General features: G+C 65.6%; 16 protein-coding genes. 9 read left to right on the top strand and 7 right to left on the bottom strand.

Going from position 1 to position 14,467, the window contains the following annotated elements; genetic code table 11:
• Positions 1-11 precede the first annotated feature (11 nt).
• Both alr and K289_RS0110415 read right to left on the bottom strand, forming a co-directional pair.
• Entirely contained in the window at positions 12-1,289 is a 1,278-nt protein-coding gene (alr, locus tag K289_RS0110420; RefSeq protein WP_027551454.1) for an alanine racemase, read from the bottom strand.
• A 46-nt stretch (positions 1,290-1,335) separates the two neighbouring features.
• Positions 1,336-2,841: a replicative DNA helicase gene (locus tag K289_RS0110415; protein WP_027551453.1), complete on the bottom strand. Its 1,506-nt coding sequence runs from the start codon at positions 2,839-2,841 to the stop codon at positions 1,336-1,338.
• A 602-nt stretch (positions 2,842-3,443) separates the two neighbouring features.
• Here K289_RS0110415 and K289_RS48585 point away from each other — a divergent pair.
• Positions 3,444-3,650: a transcriptional regulator gene (locus K289_RS48585; RefSeq protein ID WP_084788597.1), complete on the top strand. Its 207-nt coding sequence runs from the start codon at positions 3,444-3,446 to the stop codon at positions 3,648-3,650.
• A 3-nt stretch (positions 3,651-3,653) separates the two neighbouring features.
• Here the strand turns inward: K289_RS48585 and K289_RS0110405 are convergent, their stop codons facing one another.
• Positions 3,654-4,904, bottom strand: coding sequence for a cyclopropane-fatty-acyl-phospholipid synthase family protein (locus K289_RS0110405; RefSeq protein WP_027551452.1), 1,251 nt, complete (start codon positions 4,902-4,904; stop codon positions 3,654-3,656).
• 278 nt (positions 4,905-5,182) lie between these two features.
• Here K289_RS0110405 and K289_RS0110400 point away from each other — a divergent pair, with 278 nt between their 5' ends.
• The 3 genes from K289_RS0110400 to K289_RS0110390 all read left to right on the top strand — a co-directional run bounded on the left by K289_RS0110400 (position 5,183) and on the right by K289_RS0110390 (position 7,438).
• The gene (locus K289_RS0110400; RefSeq protein ID WP_027551451.1) at positions 5,183-6,256 is read left to right on the top strand and encodes a hypothetical protein; all 1,074 of its coding nucleotides are present in this window, start codon (positions 5,183-5,185) and stop codon (positions 6,254-6,256) included.
• Positions 6,257-6,362: 106 nt separating this feature from the next.
• Positions 6,363-6,959, top strand: a complete 597-nt coding sequence (locus K289_RS0110395; RefSeq protein ID WP_027551450.1) for a TetR/AcrR family transcriptional regulator — start codon at positions 6,363-6,365, stop codon at positions 6,957-6,959.
• An 11-nt stretch (positions 6,960-6,970) separates the two neighbouring features.
• Positions 6,971-7,438 (top strand): PaaI family thioesterase, encoded by a 468-nt coding sequence (locus K289_RS0110390; protein WP_027551449.1) that lies wholly within the window; start codon positions 6,971-6,973, stop codon positions 7,436-7,438.
• A gap of 33 nt (positions 7,439-7,471) precedes the next feature.
• Here the strand turns inward: K289_RS0110390 and rplI are convergent, their stop codons facing one another.
• The 4 genes from rplI to rpsF all read right to left on the bottom strand — a co-directional run bounded on the left by rplI (position 7,472) and on the right by rpsF (position 9,946).
• Positions 7,472-8,077, bottom strand: coding sequence for a 50S ribosomal protein L9 (rplI, locus tag K289_RS0110385; protein WP_027551448.1), 606 nt, complete (start codon positions 8,075-8,077; stop codon positions 7,472-7,474).
• Positions 8,078-8,124: 47 nt separating this feature from the next.
• Positions 8,125-9,096, bottom strand: a complete 972-nt coding sequence (locus K289_RS0110380; RefSeq protein ID WP_027551447.1) for a DUF2232 domain-containing protein — start codon at positions 9,094-9,096, stop codon at positions 8,125-8,127.
• A 134-nt stretch (positions 9,097-9,230) separates the two neighbouring features.
• Positions 9,231-9,470, bottom strand: a complete 240-nt coding sequence (rpsR, locus tag K289_RS0110375; protein WP_011441353.1) for a 30S ribosomal protein S18 — start codon at positions 9,468-9,470, stop codon at positions 9,231-9,233.
• 5 nt (positions 9,471-9,475) lie between these two features.
• On the bottom strand, positions 9,476-9,946 hold the full coding sequence (gene rpsF, locus K289_RS0110370) for a 30S ribosomal protein S6 (RefSeq protein WP_027551446.1): 471 nt from the start codon (positions 9,944-9,946) through the stop codon (positions 9,476-9,478).
• A 331-nt stretch (positions 9,947-10,277) separates the two neighbouring features.
• Here rpsF and K289_RS0110365 point away from each other — a divergent pair, with 331 nt between their 5' ends.
• From K289_RS0110365 to K289_RS0110345, 5 genes are all read left to right on the top strand, one after another.
• The gene (locus tag K289_RS0110365; protein ID WP_027551445.1) at positions 10,278-10,979 is read left to right on the top strand and encodes a TetR/AcrR family transcriptional regulator C-terminal domain-containing protein; all 702 of its coding nucleotides are present in this window, start codon (positions 10,278-10,280) and stop codon (positions 10,977-10,979) included.
• Positions 10,980-10,982: 3 nt separating this feature from the next.
• Positions 10,983-12,008, top strand: a complete 1,026-nt coding sequence (locus K289_RS0110360; protein ID WP_027551444.1) for a fatty acid desaturase family protein — start codon at positions 10,983-10,985, stop codon at positions 12,006-12,008.
• Positions 12,009-12,180: 172 nt separating this feature from the next.
• A complete protein-coding gene (gene fabD, locus K289_RS0110355) occupies positions 12,181-13,140 on the top strand; it encodes an ACP S-malonyltransferase (RefSeq protein WP_027551443.1) in 960 nt (319 codons plus the stop codon).
• Positions 13,141-13,151: 11 nt separating this feature from the next.
• The gene (gene fabG / locus K289_RS0110350; RefSeq protein ID WP_027551442.1) at positions 13,152-13,889 is read left to right on the top strand and encodes a 3-oxoacyl-[acyl-carrier-protein] reductase; all 738 of its coding nucleotides are present in this window, start codon (positions 13,152-13,154) and stop codon (positions 13,887-13,889) included.
• 310 nt (positions 13,890-14,199) lie between these two features.
• Positions 14,200-14,439 (top strand): acyl carrier protein, encoded by a 240-nt coding sequence (locus K289_RS0110345; protein ID WP_008551805.1) that lies wholly within the window; start codon positions 14,200-14,202, stop codon positions 14,437-14,439.
• Positions 14,440-14,467 lie beyond the last annotated feature (28 nt).

Here is a 14,467-nt window from a genome sequence, read left to right as displayed (position 1 = left end):
GCGGCGATCCGCTAGGTCGGCAGCGGCGGCGGGCTCACCGGCTGCTCGACCGGCGGTGGAGAGGGCGTCTGCTCGGCCGCCGGCGCGGGTGTCGGCTTCTCCAGCGGCTCAACCACGTTGCCGCCCCTGTAGACGCGGGCGTAGCGGGGGCCGAGGCTGGTGAGCACCTCGTAGCCGATGGTGCCGAAATGATGCGCGAGCTCGTCGACGGTGATGCCTTCGCCGAGCAGCGTCACCATATGGCCGCGCCGCACCGTATTCGGTGGCAGATCGGTGATGTCGATTGCGATCAGGTCCATGGAGACGCGGCCCGCGACCGGGCAGCGCTTGCCGGCGACGATCACCTCGGCGCCGCGGGTGCCGTCATTGGAGCTGGCGGCGCGGAAATAGCCGTCGGCGTAGCCGACCGCGACGATCGCGAGCTTGGTCGGTCGCCGCGCGGTCCAGGTGCCGCCATAACCAACGGTTTCCCCGCGTTCGATATTGCGGGTCTGCACGATGCGCGCCTTGAGATCCACGACCTGCTGCATCGGGTTGTCGGCCTCCGGCGTCGGGTTGACGCCGTAGAGCGCGGCGCCCGGCCGTACCATGTCGAACTGGAACGGAGCGCCCAGAAAGATGCCGGAGGAATTGGAGAGCGCGGCCGGCACGCCCGCGAACTCGCTGGCGATGCCGCGAAAGGCGGCGAGCTGTTTCGCATTCACCTGGCTGTTGAGCTGCTCGGCCGAGACCAGATGGCTCATCACCAGCGTGATGCCGTGGTCGCCGGCATTGATGCGGGGGATGATGGCCTGCGCTTCAGCGATCGTCAGCCCGAGCCGGTTCATGCCCGTGTCGATGTGGATCGCGGCTCCGCCGGACCAGCCGGTGCGGCGGCAGAACACGTCCCACTCGGCGAGCTCATTGAGGTCGCCGATCACCGGCCGGCAGTTGATCTTGGCGTAGTGCTCGCCGGTGTTCTGGAAATAGCCGCCCAGCACGTAGATCGCAACGTCCGGCACCGCGGCGCGCACCGTGCGCGCCTCCTCGATGGTGGCGACGAAGAAGGTTCTGCAGCCGGCCTTGCTGAGTGCGCGCGCAACCTGTTCGGCGCCGCAGCCATAGGCGTCGGCCTTGATCACGGCCGAGCATTCGGCCGGTACCGCCGTCTTCTCGAGCTTGCGCCAGTTGGCGATGATGGCGTCGAGATCGACGGTGAGCACGCCGCCATAGGCGGCAAGCGCGGCGGCCTGGTTGGCCTCCGTGGAGAGAAGGCCGTTTTGCGGAATCATTTTCGGGTCCGACGCCACTGTCATGGCGCTGTTTTACGCAAGAGACCCGCGTGGTTCAAGGAACTCAATAGTCGCTGCGGTCCGGCAATTGGCCGTCATGCGCGAGATCGCCGAAGCGCGTGACCGAGGCATCGAAGTGCAGCTCGACCGTGCCGGTCGGGCCATGACGCTGCTTGCCGATGATGACTTCGGCCCGGCCGACCGTACGTTCCATGTCGGCCTGCCATTTGGCGTGTTCCTCGGTGCCGGGACGCGGCTCCTTCATGGCGAGGTAATATTCCTCGCGGAACACGAACAGCACGACGTCAGCGTCCTGCTCGATCGAGCCGGATTCACGCAGGTCCGAGAGCTGCGGCCGCTTGTCGTCGCGCGATTCCACCTGACGCGAGAGCTGCGACAGTGCGATCACGGGGACGTTGAGCTCCTTCGCCAGCGCCTTCAGGCTGGTCGTGATCTCCGTGATCTCCTGCACGCGGCTGTCGCTGGCGCGCTTGCCCGAGCCGGACAATAGCTGGATGTAGTCGATCACGAGGAGATCGAGGCCCTTCTGTCGCTTCAGCCGGCGCGCGCGCGCCATCAGCTGCGCGATCGACAGACCGCCGGTCGCGTCGACGTAGAAAGGCAGCGATTGCAGCTCGATCGAAACCTGTCGGATCTTCTCGAAATCGGCTTCCGAGATGCCGCCACGGCGGATGTGGGAGGAGGGAATGCCGGTTCGCTCGGCCACGATACGCGTGGCGAGCTGGTCGGCCGACATTTCGCAGGAGAAGAAGCCGATCACGCCGCCATTGGCGGCCTTCATGGTGCCGTCAGCCTGGAGTTCCGGAACGTAGGCTTGCGCGACGTTGTAGGCGATGTTGGTCGCAAGCGAGGTCTTGCCCATGCCGGGACGGCCCGCCACGATGATGAGGTCGGAGTGCTGCAGGCCGCCCATCTTGGTGTCGAGGTCGCGCAGGCCCGTCGAGATGCCCGACAGCTTGCCGTCGCGCTGGAACGCCTTGGCCGCAAGATCGACCGCAACCGTCAGAGCTTGCGAGAATTTCTGGAAGCCGCCGTCATAACGGCCGGACTCGGCGAGCTCATAGAGCCGCCGCTCGGCGTCCTCGATCTGCGCCCTCGGCGCGAAGTCGACCGGCGCGTCATAGGCGACGTTGACCATGTCCTCGCCGATGCCGATCAGGTCGCGCCGCAACGACAGGTCGTAGACGGTGCGGCCATAGTCCTGGGCGTTGATGATCGTGGTCGCTTCCGCGGCAAGGCGCGCAAGATATTGCCCGATGGTCATGCCGCCGACGTCGGTATCGGCGGGCAGGAACGTCTTCAGCGTCACCGGTGTCGCAATCTTGCCCATCCGGATCAGGCTGCCGGCGGTCTCGAAGATCGTCTGGTGCAGGGGCTCGAAGAAATGCTTCGGCTCCAGGAAGTCGGAGACGCGGTAAAAGGCGTCGTTGTTGACCAGGATGGCGCCGAGAAGGCTCTGCTCCGCCTCGATATTATGCGGCGCGCTCCGATAGGCGGGAGTTCCGGGGTCGGGCGCGAGTTTGAGGACGGTCGAATCGGTCAGAGCCATAGATTTTTACGTATTTGTTGTTCGAGCGCGGGCCGGGGATAAAGCGCTTCTCTCCGCCGCTTAGAAAGCACTCACGTGCCTTATGCCCGATTCACACAATGCGGTGTGTGAATCCTCTCCTCGGGGCCTGTCAATGCCTTGACTGGAATGCGGCCGGAGGGAGCGCCCAGTTCGAGCGTTGACGATTGAGATGATTGGGAAATCTTGCGCGGAACTTGGCCGCGCTCACTCCGATGGCATCTGCCACAGAAACCTCCGGACGGTGTGAACCTAACATGTCGGCGCACCGACTCATCCGGGAGTGCGCGCAAGACGACGCGCTGGGCTTCCGGCTCGGGCTTCAGACCAGCAGGAGGTAGACCAGCGCAACCAGGGCCGCTCCGACGCCGGTGGCGATCAGGGCGTAGTCGGTGCGGAGGTCGTCCTGCACGTCGAAGGAGGTTCGGGTCTCTTTGCTCATGGCGACCGAAATAGGCCAGGGCGGACCAGATTAATGTGAAGCAGATCACATCTTCCCGGATTCTTTCGGGGTAGTGGCGGAACGGGAAGGCGGGCAGGAGGGTTATGCTCCGGAACCCGTCGTCAGGGAGACGAGGCAAGCGATGCGGCCAGAACTGCAGCCCCAGATTTGGCGAAGCGAGGCAGGTAGCCGGCGCTGGCTGTCGGCGCTGATCGCCGCGATGGAGGATGCCGCACGACCTGAACTGCGGCGGGAGCCCGTGCCGGCTGAGAGTATCGCAGGCCTGCGCGCGCAACTTGCGCTGCCGGCTTCGCCCCGGCCCTATCAGACCTCAACCCTTCGTCACTAGATCTTATTCGCCTGCCAGCCTCAGCCTCGGCTTGCGGCCGCGTTCGAGGCCGCGCAGCCGGGCTTCTTCATGGCCGATATAGTCGCGGGTGGTCGGCACCATGCCCTGGCGCCGGGTGAGCTGAATCTGGAAGTTCATCATGTCCTGCTTGCGGAACGTCATCTCGCAGGCTGCGAGATAGAATTCCCACATCAGCGCGAAGCGCTCGTCGTAGAACTGCACGGCTTCCTCGCGCCGCGCCATGAAGCGCTCCCGCCAGGCCTTGAGCGTTTCGGCATAGTGCAGGCGCAGGATCTCGACGTCGCAGACCAGCAGCCCTGCGCGCTCGATCGCCGGCAACACCTCCGACAGGGCCGGGATATAGCCGCCGGGGAAGATATACTTGGCGATCCAGGGATTGGTGGAGTCGGGTCCCTGCGATCGGCCGATCGAGTGCAGCAGCATCACGCCGTCCTCGCTCAGGAGCTCGGCGCAGCGCTGGAAAAACGTGTCGTAAAACGTCACGCCGACATGCTCGAACATGCCGACCGAGACGATGCGGTCGAAAGGCCCGTCGATGTCGCGATAATCCTCGAGCAGGAATCGTGCCGACCCGGTCAGGCCCCTTTCGGCCGCGCGCGCGTTGGAGACCTGCAACTGCTCCATCGACAGCGTGACGCCGGTGACGTCGGCGTCCGCAACCTCGGCGAGGTAGAGGCCGAGCCCGCCCCAGCCCGAACCGATGTCGAGCACGCGCTGGCCGCCCTTGAGCAGGAGCTTTGCGGCGATGTGCCGCTTCTTGGCGAGCTGGGCATCGTCAAGCGAGGTCTGCGGGGTCTCGAAATAGGCGCAACTGTATTGCTTGTCGGCGTCGAGGAAGAGCGAATAGAGCCGGCCGTCGAGATCATAGTGGTGCGCGACGTTGCTGCGCGAGCGGGAGCGCGGATTGAACTGCTTCAGGTGCCGCGTGAGATAGCGCAGGTGCCACCACGGCTTTGCCCACTGCGGCAATACGTCGGGTTGATCGAGCAGGACCGCGAGGGCATCAGCTATCGTGCCGCGCTGGACGACGAATTCGCCGTCCATGTAGGCCTCGCCAAGCCCGAGTTCGGGATTGATGAGGATCCGTCGCTGCGCGTCCACGGTGACGAAGCGAACCTCCACCGGTTGGCGGGTGCCGTCGCCGACGGTGAACTTCATCCCGCTCGCCGTGGTCACCGTCATCGACCCGCGGCGGATGAACTGAGTCAGAAATCGACGCAACAAACGGTCCATCGACACCCTGCCTTTCGAGCGAACCCGAAAAGATGCGACTAACCCGGCCTTCTGATCTGACGCCCAGGGACCGGATCGGTTCCTATGCGTTTGCATGTAAATCTAGCGAGGCTGGTTCCGGCCCGCTATTGCGTTGTGTTCAAAGCCGATATTCGAAAATCGCGTAGTTGCTTCCCCGCGTGATGAGCTGCCTTCCATTCGCGTCGCAATCGGCTAAAAGGTGACCGCCGCGCCGGATCCCGGTTGTGTCTGCGGTTTTTTCAATGGAGAAGATGGGAATGTCGAGCCGAGCGCTCAGCCTCGCGACGGTATTGCTTCTGATTGGCTTCGGCGGGACCGACGCTGCGCTTGCGCAGGCGACCAACCTCGAGGCCGGCAAAAGCCCCTCCCAGCTTTTCGCGCAGACCTGCAACGCCTGTCACAAGAGCCCGCGGGGGCTGCTGAAGACGGTCGCGCCGGGATCGCTGCCGAGCTTCCTGCGCCAGCACTACACGACCAGTCCGGATATGGCGGGCATTCTCGCCTCTTACCTCGTCTCCAACGGCGCCACCGACACCCGCTACCAGGCCAAGGACGGTAACAAGGACGGCAAGGACAAGAAGGACGGCGCCAAGGAGAAGGACGCCAATACCAATCCCGCGCAGACGCCCGAACATCAGGGGCGCCGCCAACGGTCGCAGGAAGCTGCCAAGCCGGAGGGCGAGGGCGCAGCTCCGGCGCCCGAGGGCGCGCGCCAGAAGCGCATGGCGCGGCCGAGCGAGGAGGGCGCCAAGGACGGCGCCAAGGAAACTGGCAAGCCCGAGGCTGCCGACGAACGTGCTCCCGAAGGCCGCAAAGGCAAGCGCCTGAGCAAGCGCGGCAAGCCGGAAGCTGAGGAGGCGCCGAAGGTCGACGCCGCCGCGCCGGCCGACGACAAGAAGGGCGAGGCCAAGACAGAGCCCAAGACTGAAGCCAAGACTGAACCCAAGACTGAACCGAAGGCCGAGCCCAAGAGCGAGAGCGCCAAGGTCGACGCCGGGCGCGATGAGGCCAAGCCGGACAGCGCGAAGGCGCCGGAGAAGCCGGCCGAGCCCAAGCCGGACAGCGCCAAGGTCGAGCCGAGCAGCCCGATGTTGCGGCCCGATCCGGTGCCGCAGGTGACGCCGGCCCCGGCGGCCGCTGCAAAGCCGGCCGAGCCCGCCGCGCCGAAGCCGACCGAAGCAGCCGCGCCCAAACCGGCCGAAACGACGACCAATGGCAGCTCCGAGCCGGCGACCAAGCCGCAGGATCCGCCGCCAACCCCGACCGCCGCGGCGCCTTCATCGGCGCCGGCCGAGTCGTCCGGGCTGCCGACCCCGCCGATCTCGCGATAAGCAAATCGCCAGCTCAAGACCCCCGGAGGTCGCGTCGATCGCGGCCTCCACATTGTCTTGACCGTGGTTGGAGCATTACTCTAGAGTTATGCTCCAGGAGGTGCCGATGGCGACCGGCATGCGTGAGGACTTGTTGGCCGCGGGGCTTGCGGTGTTCGACCGCGTCGGCTTCGAGGCTGCGACGGTGGCGGCGATCCGCGCCCGCGCGCGCGCCTCGAACGGGAGTTTCTTCCACGCCTTCGGATCGAAGAAGGAGCTCGCCGGCGCGCTGTTCCTGGAAGTGCTGCGCCACTATCACGGCGCGATGCTCGAAGCGCTCGACCCGGTGCCGGATGCCGGGCAGGGCATCGATCGCCTGATCCGCGCGCATCTCGACTGGGTCGTGTTGAGCCGGCGCGAGGCGCGCTATCTGTTCGAGATCTCGCGCGGCGAATGGAGCGAGGACGTCCGCGACGCCCAGCGTGCGCAGAATGCGCGTCTTGCTGAAGGCCTCGAGCGCTGGCGCGCACCGCTCGTGGCACGTGGCGATCTCTTGCCGATGACGCCGGTGATGTTCATCAGCCAGTTGATCGGCCCGGCGCAGGTGTTTTGCCGTGCTTTTCTCTCCGGCCGCGATCGGACCGATCCGCGCAGCGAGGCCGACACGCTGATCGCATGCGCCATCCGCGCGCTGCTGCCGCCCGGCCACATCAACAGAAAATGAGGAGTGGCGTCATGAGCACCGAGACGGATCCCGATTTCGCAGCCGTGACCGAGCGCATCCACGCCAATGTCGGCCGCCAGGGTTTCATGGGTCTGGTCGGCGCGGAGCTGTCTGAGCTCACGCGCGGCACCTGCACGATCGCCGTGGAGCGCCGGCCCGAGCTGTTGCAGCAGCACGGTTTCTTCCATGGCGGCGTCACCGCCTTCCTGGTCGACAACGCGACGACGATCGCGGCGGCGACCTCGCGTGGCCAGGCGGCGCTAACGGCGGAGTACAAGCTCAATCTGCTGGCGCCTGCGGTCGGCGAAAGGCTGATCTGCCGGGCACGGGTAATCAAGCCGGGCCGCCAGGTCGCAGTCGTTGCGGCCGACGTGTTCTGCCTGACCGACGGCGTGGAGAAGCACACGGCGACGGCGCTGGCCTCGATCGCGATGCTGAGCGAGGACGTCGCCGCAAAAACGAAAAGCCCGGCCGCGTGAGCGGCCGGGCTTCGCTTCGCAAGAGCGCGAGGCTTACTTCTCGGTCTCTTCCGCAGCCGGGGCCGGCGCGATGTCTTCGTGCTGGGCTTCCGGATCGAAGAACTCGCCGGCGGCGGCGATCGCCTCGGCGGCCGCATCGCGGTCCTCGTTGCGGGTCGAGATGTCCTCGCCGCGGTTGATGCGCTCGGCTTCGTCCTGGCTGCGCGCGACCGTCACAGTGATCTCGACCTCGACTTCGGGGTGAACAGCGACCGTGACCGTGTGCTTGCCGATGGTCTTGATCGGCGCGTCGAGCTGCACCTGCGGGCGGTCGAGGTGGACGCCGTCGGCCTCGAACGCGGTGACGATGTCGCGCACGGTGACCGAGCCGAACAGCTGGCCGGCTTCGGAGGCCTGGCGGATCACGATGATGTTCTTGCCCTCGATCTTCTCGGCGACCTTGGACGCCTCGCCCTTGGCCTGGAGGTTGCGGGCCTCGAGCTCGGCCTTCATGCCGTCATACCTGGCGCGGTTGTCGGCGGTGGCGCGCAGCGCCTTGCCGCGCTTGAGCAGGAAATTGCGGGCATAGCCGTCGCGAACCTTCACGACTTCGCCCATCTGGCCGAGCTTGTTGACGCGTTCCAGCAAAATGACTTCCATAACGTTCTCCTTTGAAGTGCTCTGAGTTTCTGGTTTCGGGTTTGGACTTAAGAGGTTGGCAGCGGCGGGGGTTGCCGGTTGCGCAGGAAGCGCTCGCGGACGCCGAACACGGCGTCCGCGAGACCGAGGATCACCATCGCGATCACTGGCCATCCGAATACGACGACGACGGCGTAGGTCGAGCCGAGCCAGAAGGCGCGGCTCTTCAGGGCGAGTGTCAGCGTATGCAGCACGGCAAAGCCGGTCAGCGCGTAGGCCATCATCAGCGCCGCCGTCGCGATCTGCGCGACGATCGCGAGCAGCCCGCCGGTGAAGCAGAAGGCGAGCGCGACGCACAGCACCGCGAGCGTCATGGTCGGCAATTCAGCGGTCATCAGGTTCGGCCAGGGGCGGCGCAGCCGGCCCGAGGTCGCCGTCACCTTGGCGCTGAGCCAGAGGTTGAGCGTGAGCGTCATCATCGAGACGATGGTGGCGGCGGCCGGCGCAATCCGCACCAGGGCATCGACGAACTGGTCGGCTTCGCCGCCGGCCTGCGGATCGGTGGCATGGAGGATGCGCACCAGGCCGCGGCGCAGCGTGCTGGTGATGCTGTCGGCATCGGTGCCGAGCGTGAGGAGGGCGGCGATTGCGGTCAGCATCGCGAAGCCCGCGATCCACAGCAGGATGCGGCCGACCGGATACCATTCGATCTCGGGTTCGGCCGGCGGCTCGGTGGCGTCGGGAACTGCGCCCACGTGCCGGCCGAGCAAGACGAGGTGGCCAAGCCACCACGCCGGCAGCGCGACGGTGACGGCGAAGGCGACGCAATAGGGCAGGCCGAACAGGGCGCCGAGGCCGATCGCAGCCGCGATGCCGCCCAGGCTCGCGCAGAGCGGTCCCCAGCCGATCGAGGCCACCATCAGCGGCAGCGGTGCAAGATAGAACAGGACGAGCGAGATCAGCGCGCCCGAAACGATCGAGGCGAACATCAGGGCCGACGCAGCGCCGGCGATCAGGGCTATCAGTCCAAAGGCCATCATCAGCTGTCCCGCCCCTTCCGAGCGGTTAGAGGCATCTCCTGCCCCAACCATCGGCAACCGGACGACCCGGAAGCCTTATGAGTTCAGAACGTGGTGACCGGCGGCGGCATCGCCGCCGGTCGAAGTCGGTCGTATCAGCGGATCACGTAGGGCAGCAGGCCCAGGAAGCGCGCGCGCTTGATGGCGCGGGCGAGTTCACGCTGCTTCTTCGCGGACACCGCGGTGATGCGGCTCGGCACGATCTTGCCGCGCTCGGAGACGTAGCGCATCAAGAGCTTGGAATCCTTGTAGTCGATCTTCGGCGCGTTGGGACCCGTGAACGGGCAGGTCTTGCGACGACGGAAGAACGGACGGCGGGCGCCAGCTTCAGCCATTGATCTTACTCCTCATCCGTCGTGGTTTCGGCTTCCTCGCGGGGGCGGCGCGGACCGCGGTCACCGCGGAAGCCACCCTCACGGTCGCCACGGAAGCCGCCTTCGCGCTCGCCGCGGAAGCCGCCGCCACGGTCGTCACGCTCGCGATCGCGGTCCGCCTTGCGCATCATCGCGGACGGGCCTTCCTCGAGCTCCTCGACGCGGACGCTGAGATAGCGGATCACGTCTTCGCTGATGCGCTCCTGGCGCTCGATCTCGGCGATCGCCGCGGACGGCGCGTCGATGTTGAGCAGCACGAAGTGCGCCTTGCGGTTCTTGTTCATGCGGTAGGTGAGGGAGCGCACGCCCCAGTTCTCGGTCTTGGTGATCTTGCCGCCGAGACCTTCGACGATACCGGTCATCTGCGCAGTCAGCTCTTCGACCTGCTGCGGGCTCGCGTCTTGACGCGCGAGAAAAACATGCTCGTAAAGAGGCATGGAAGTCCTTTCCTCATGTTGGCGCATCGCCCGGCGTCAAGCCCTTCGAGGCCTTCGGAAAGGACTCGGACTTAAGCTCAGAAGGCGGAAACACGGGACGACGGGCCAACTGGCCCTGCCACATCAAAATCACGAATGATTTGCTGAGACCGTCCGTTCAGCTCCCGGCCGGGGTCTGCGGATGGCGCGCTTTATACGGATTTTGGCCGGCTTGGCAAGGTTAGGCAGGCCAATTTCGGCCCGGAAGGTCCCGGGGAGGGTGTCAAAACGGGTCCGAAACGGCTTGATTTATTTGTTTGTATGTCATACAAATAAATCAAGGGAGGATCCAATGACGGGAAAATCCGTCCAGGCCCCGTTCGAGACGGCCGGCGACCCAAAGCACGCCGCCCGCGCCACCCGCTCGGCCGGGCGCAAGATGCGCTCGCTGCTGCTCGATGCGGCGAGCCCACTGTTCAAGGAGCGGGGACTGTCCGGCACCTCGATTGCCGACATTGCGACCGCCGCAAACGCCTTCCCGAGCCAGATCACCTATTACTTCCGCACCAAGGAGGCGCTGTTCGTCGAATGCGCCTGCCGCGATCTGCTGTACCTGGCGCGCGCGACCGAGCAGGCGGCGCTGAAGGCGCGCTCGCCGCGGGAGTACACCCACGCGCTGGCGGAGACGGTGACGGCAAGCGATTCGGTCGCCTTCTTCGCCGAGGCGCTGACGTTGACGCGGCGGCGCCAGGATCTCGCGCCGCTGGTCGAGCGCACCATCGAACGTCTGCACACCGAGGGCGCGCGAGCCTATGCCGGCCAGGTGGCGCGGCATGGCTGGCGCTCGCTGCGCGCGCCCGACGAAAGCTCGCGGCGGTTCTGGGCCGTCGCCATCGGCGTCATCCTCGAAGGCTACGCCATGGACCGCTCGCCCGAACAGCTCTGCGGCGAGATGCTGCGTGTCCTCGGCGAGCAGGCCAAACCGAACGGCGAGGCGGCGCGCCTGCGCCTCGTCGACGACGGCGATTCAACTTCCAGGGACGAGGAGGGTTAGGCCATGACTGCGCTCCGCATGCGTGCCCGCGATTTCCTCACCGAGGACCAGCTCGTTGACGTGCGCCAACGTGCGACGTGGAAAGCCGTCGCGCTGATCGCGCATGCCTGGGCATTGATTCTGGGCGCAATCGCGCTCGTGGCCTGGTGGCCCAATCCGCTGACCTACCTTTTTGCGGTCGCCATCATCGGTTCGCGCCAGCTCGGCCTCGCGATCCTCATGCATGATGGCGCGCATGGCTGCCTGTCCGCCGACGAGAAGACCAATCTCGCGCTGAGCCAGTGGCTCTGCGCCTATCCGCTCTTCGCGGAGACGCGCAGCTATCGCCGCTATCACCTTCAGCATCACGCGCGCACCCAGCAGGAGGATGATCCCGACCTCGTGCTGTCGGCGCCGTTTCCGATCACCAAGCTGAGTTATCGCCGCAAGTTCATTCGCGACATCACCGGGCAGACCGGCTACCAGCAGCGCAAGGCGCAATTGCTCAACGCGCTTGGGGCAAAGGACTGGCCGTGGCGCCAGCGCGCCGCACATTTCTGGGAAAAGCTCGGGCCGCAATGCCTCGTCAACGCCGCAATGTTCGCGGCGCTCGCCGTGGCCGGCGTGTGGTGGGCCTATCCGCTGCTATGGCTGGTGCCGCTTTTGACCTGGATGATGGTGATCACCCGCATCCGCAACATCGCCGAGCACGCGGTCGTCCCCGACAGCAGCGATCCCCTGCGCAACACCCGCACCACGCATGCGAACTTCCTCGAGCGTCTGTTCATTGCGCCGTACTACGTGAACTACCACCTCGAGCATCATCTGCTGTTCTACGTGCCCTGCTACAACCTGCCGAAGGTGCATCGGCTGCTGAGCGAGAGCCGTCACGCCGGCCGCATGGAGGTGCAGCCGAATTACGCCGCGGTGCTGCGGCTCGCGACAGCGAAACCCGACCAGGAGGACCGTCCCGGCCAACTCGTGAACAGCGCACGCCGTGCACGGGCAGGCGCGGAGGTCGACGTCAATCAGACAGCCGGCGGGTTTTGAGGGGGGCGTTCCCTGTTGAATGCCTGCCGGGAGGTCTATCTCGGCTTGACATTCCGGTCCCGGACAGTGTTCTACGGCCCCCTTTGGAGCATGATCCGGAACCAGGGCGTAAGCCTGCGCGTAATTGGCTGCGGTTCTCGAAGGGATCACGCTCGACAAGCAGGGAGCGCCGATGACGGCTGCATTCACATTTCCTGGGCAGGGGTCCCAGGCCGTCGGCATGGGCAAGGCTTTGGCCGACGCTTTTCCAGCGGCGCGCGCCGTGTTCGACGAGGTCGATGCCGCGCTTGGGGAGAAGCTGACGGCCACCATCTGGGATGGCCCGGCCGAGACCCTCCAGCTCACCGAAAACGCCCAGCCGGCGCTGATGGCGGTCTCTGTAGCGACCCTGCGCGTGCTGGAGAGCGAGGCCGGTTTTTCCGTTGCGCGGGATGCAGCCTTCGTTGCCGGCCATTCGCTCGGCGAATATTCGGCCTTGGCTGCGGCCGGCAGCCTGACGATTTCCGACACCGCGCGTCTTCTTCGCACCCGCGGTCTCGCAATGCAAAAAGCCGTCCCGGTCGGCGCCGGCGCCATGGCCGCGTTGCTTGGTCTCGACTACGAGGCCGCAATGGAAGTCGCCGACGAGGCGGCGCAGGGCCAGGTCTGCCAGGCCGCCAATGATAATGGCGGCGGGCAGGTGGTCGTCTCCGGCGACAAGGCCGCGGTCGATCGCGCCGTCGAGATCGCCAAGGACAAGGGCGCCAAGCGTGCGATGCTGCTGCCGGTGTCCGCACCGTTCCATTGCAAGCTGATGCAGCCGGCCGCCGATGCGATGGCGGAAGCGCTGTCGAAGGTCACGATCAAGGCGCCGGCGGCGCCCCTGGTGTCGAACGTGCTGGCGAGCGCCATCACCGATCCCGACGAGATCCGCCGCCGTCTGGTCGAGCAGGTCACCGGAACGGTGCGCTGGCGCGAGTCGGTTGCCTATATGGCCGGGCAGGGCGTCACCCGTTTCTTCGAGATCGGCGCGGGCAAGGTGCTCACCGGTCTCGTCAAGCGCATCGCCGACGGCGCGGTCGGGGTTGCGGTCGGCGGGCCGAACGACATTGCCGCCGCCAAGGATGCATTGGCCGCTGCGAAGCAGGCCTAGAGGAGTAATCGATGTTCGATCTGACTGGCAGGAAGGCGCTCGTCACCGGCGCGACCGGCGGCATCGGCGGCGCGATCGCGCAGGCCCTGCACGCCCAGGGCGCCACGGTCGCCATTTCGGGGACGCGGAAGGAAGTGCTGGACGAACTGGCCGGCAAGCTCGGCGAGCGCACCTACGTGCTGCCCTGCAATCTGTCCAAGGCCGACGAGGTCGAGGCGCTGGTGCCTGCCGCGGAAGCGGCGATGGGACAGGTCGACATCCTCGTCGCCAATGCAGGCATCACGCGTGACAATCTCTTCGTCCAGCTCCGCGACGAGGACTGGGACGAGGTCATCAATGTCAACCTGACCTCGACCTTCCGGCTCGCGCGCGCTGCTACCAAATTGATGATGCGCAAACGCTTCGGCCGCATCATCGCCATCACCTCCGTGGTCGGCGTCACCGGCAATCCCGGGCAGGGCAATTACACCGCGTCCAAGGCCGGTCTCATCGGCATGATCAAGACTCTCGGCGCCGAATACGCCAAGCGAGGCGTCACCGCGAACTGCATCGCGCCCGGCTTCATCAAGACGCCGATGACGGATGCGCTGAACGACAAGCAGCGTGAAACGATTCTGACCAAGGTTCCGGCCGCGCGCCTGGGCACGCCCGAGGACATCGCGGCGGCCGCCGTTTACCTGAGTTCGAACGAAGCGGCCTACGTCACCGGCCAGACCATCCACGTCAACGGCGGCATGGCCATGATCTGAGGCCTCGTTTCGCACCGCCCGCACGGGGGCGGTGCGGGATGCGGCAAACGGCCGTTTCCGGAGCGAATTGAGGCTTGTAGTCAAGGCAGTTGAAGTATGATAACCGGACCATCAACGGATGGGCAAAGAACGCCATTGCAGGTTTTTGAAACCCTGTATATTGGCGATGCGGAGCCTTGGCCGTCGTTCGCCGGGCCTTGCATCGGTTAGGATGGGGCCAAATCAAAGTTCGTAAGCGAAGGCAGTCAACGACCACGACGGCTCGTATCGTCCCGGGGGGTCGGGTCTACAGGGAACAAGAGGTTAAGCAATGAGTGACATTGGCGAGCGGGTTAAGAAGATCGTGGTCGAACACCTTGGTGTTGAACCCGAGAAGGTTGTCGACAACGCGAGCTTCATCGACGACCTCGGCGCCGACAGTCTGGACACCGTCGAGCTGGTGATGGCGTTCGAAGAAGAATTCGGTTGCGAGATTCCGGACGACGCCGCGGAGACGATTCTCACCGTCGGCGACGCCACCAAGTTTCTCGAGAAGAACGCGAAGAGCTAAGGCTCTTCATTTTCGCGGGACAACATTG

The organism is Bradyrhizobium sp. Cp5.3, assembly GCF_000426265.1.
Classification (GTDB): Bacteria; Pseudomonadota; Alphaproteobacteria; order Rhizobiales; family Xanthobacteraceae; genus Bradyrhizobium; species Bradyrhizobium neotropicale.
The sequence above is the reverse complement of the archived record's forward strand: the minus strand, read 5'-3'. Positions and strand labels throughout refer to the sequence as shown.

What these genes read in the sequence shown, in the direction of transcription:
- K289_RS0110415 (WP_027551453.1), bottom strand. Translation starts at nt 2,841, where the DNA reads ATGGCTCTGACCGATTCGACCGTCCTCAAACTCGCGCCCGACCCCGGA.
- K289_RS48585 (WP_084788597.1), top strand. Translation starts at nt 3,444, where the DNA reads ATGCGGCCAGAACTGCAGCCCCAGATTTGGCGAAGCGAGGCAGGTAGC.
- K289_RS0110405 (WP_027551452.1), bottom strand. Translation starts at nt 4,904, where the DNA reads ATGGACCGTTTGTTGCGTCGATTTCTGACTCAGTTCATCCGCCGCGGG.
- K289_RS0110400 (WP_027551451.1), top strand. Translation starts at nt 5,183, where the DNA reads ATGTCGAGCCGAGCGCTCAGCCTCGCGACGGTATTGCTTCTGATTGGC.
- K289_RS0110395 (WP_027551450.1), top strand. Translation starts at nt 6,363, where the DNA reads ATGGCGACCGGCATGCGTGAGGACTTGTTGGCCGCGGGGCTTGCGGTG.
- K289_RS0110390 (WP_027551449.1), top strand. Translation starts at nt 6,971, where the DNA reads ATGAGCACCGAGACGGATCCCGATTTCGCAGCCGTGACCGAGCGCATC.
- rplI (WP_027551448.1), bottom strand. Translation starts at nt 8,077, where the DNA reads ATGGAAGTCATTTTGCTGGAACGCGTCAACAAGCTCGGCCAGATGGGC.
- K289_RS0110380 (WP_027551447.1), bottom strand. Translation starts at nt 9,096, where the DNA reads ATGATGGCCTTTGGACTGATAGCCCTGATCGCCGGCGCTGCGTCGGCC.
- rpsR (WP_011441353.1), bottom strand. Translation starts at nt 9,470, where the DNA reads ATGGCTGAAGCTGGCGCCCGCCGTCCGTTCTTCCGTCGTCGCAAGACC.
- rpsF (WP_027551446.1), bottom strand. Translation starts at nt 9,946, where the DNA reads ATGCCTCTTTACGAGCATGTTTTTCTCGCGCGTCAAGACGCGAGCCCG.
- K289_RS0110365 (WP_027551445.1), top strand. Translation starts at nt 10,278, where the DNA reads ATGACGGGAAAATCCGTCCAGGCCCCGTTCGAGACGGCCGGCGACCCA.
- K289_RS0110360 (WP_027551444.1), top strand. Translation starts at nt 10,983, where the DNA reads ATGACTGCGCTCCGCATGCGTGCCCGCGATTTCCTCACCGAGGACCAG.
- fabD (WP_027551443.1), top strand. Translation starts at nt 12,181, where the DNA reads ATGACGGCTGCATTCACATTTCCTGGGCAGGGGTCCCAGGCCGTCGGC.
- fabG (WP_027551442.1), top strand. Translation starts at nt 13,152, where the DNA reads ATGTTCGATCTGACTGGCAGGAAGGCGCTCGTCACCGGCGCGACCGGC.
- K289_RS0110345 (WP_008551805.1), top strand. Translation starts at nt 14,200, where the DNA reads ATGAGTGACATTGGCGAGCGGGTTAAGAAGATCGTGGTCGAACACCTT.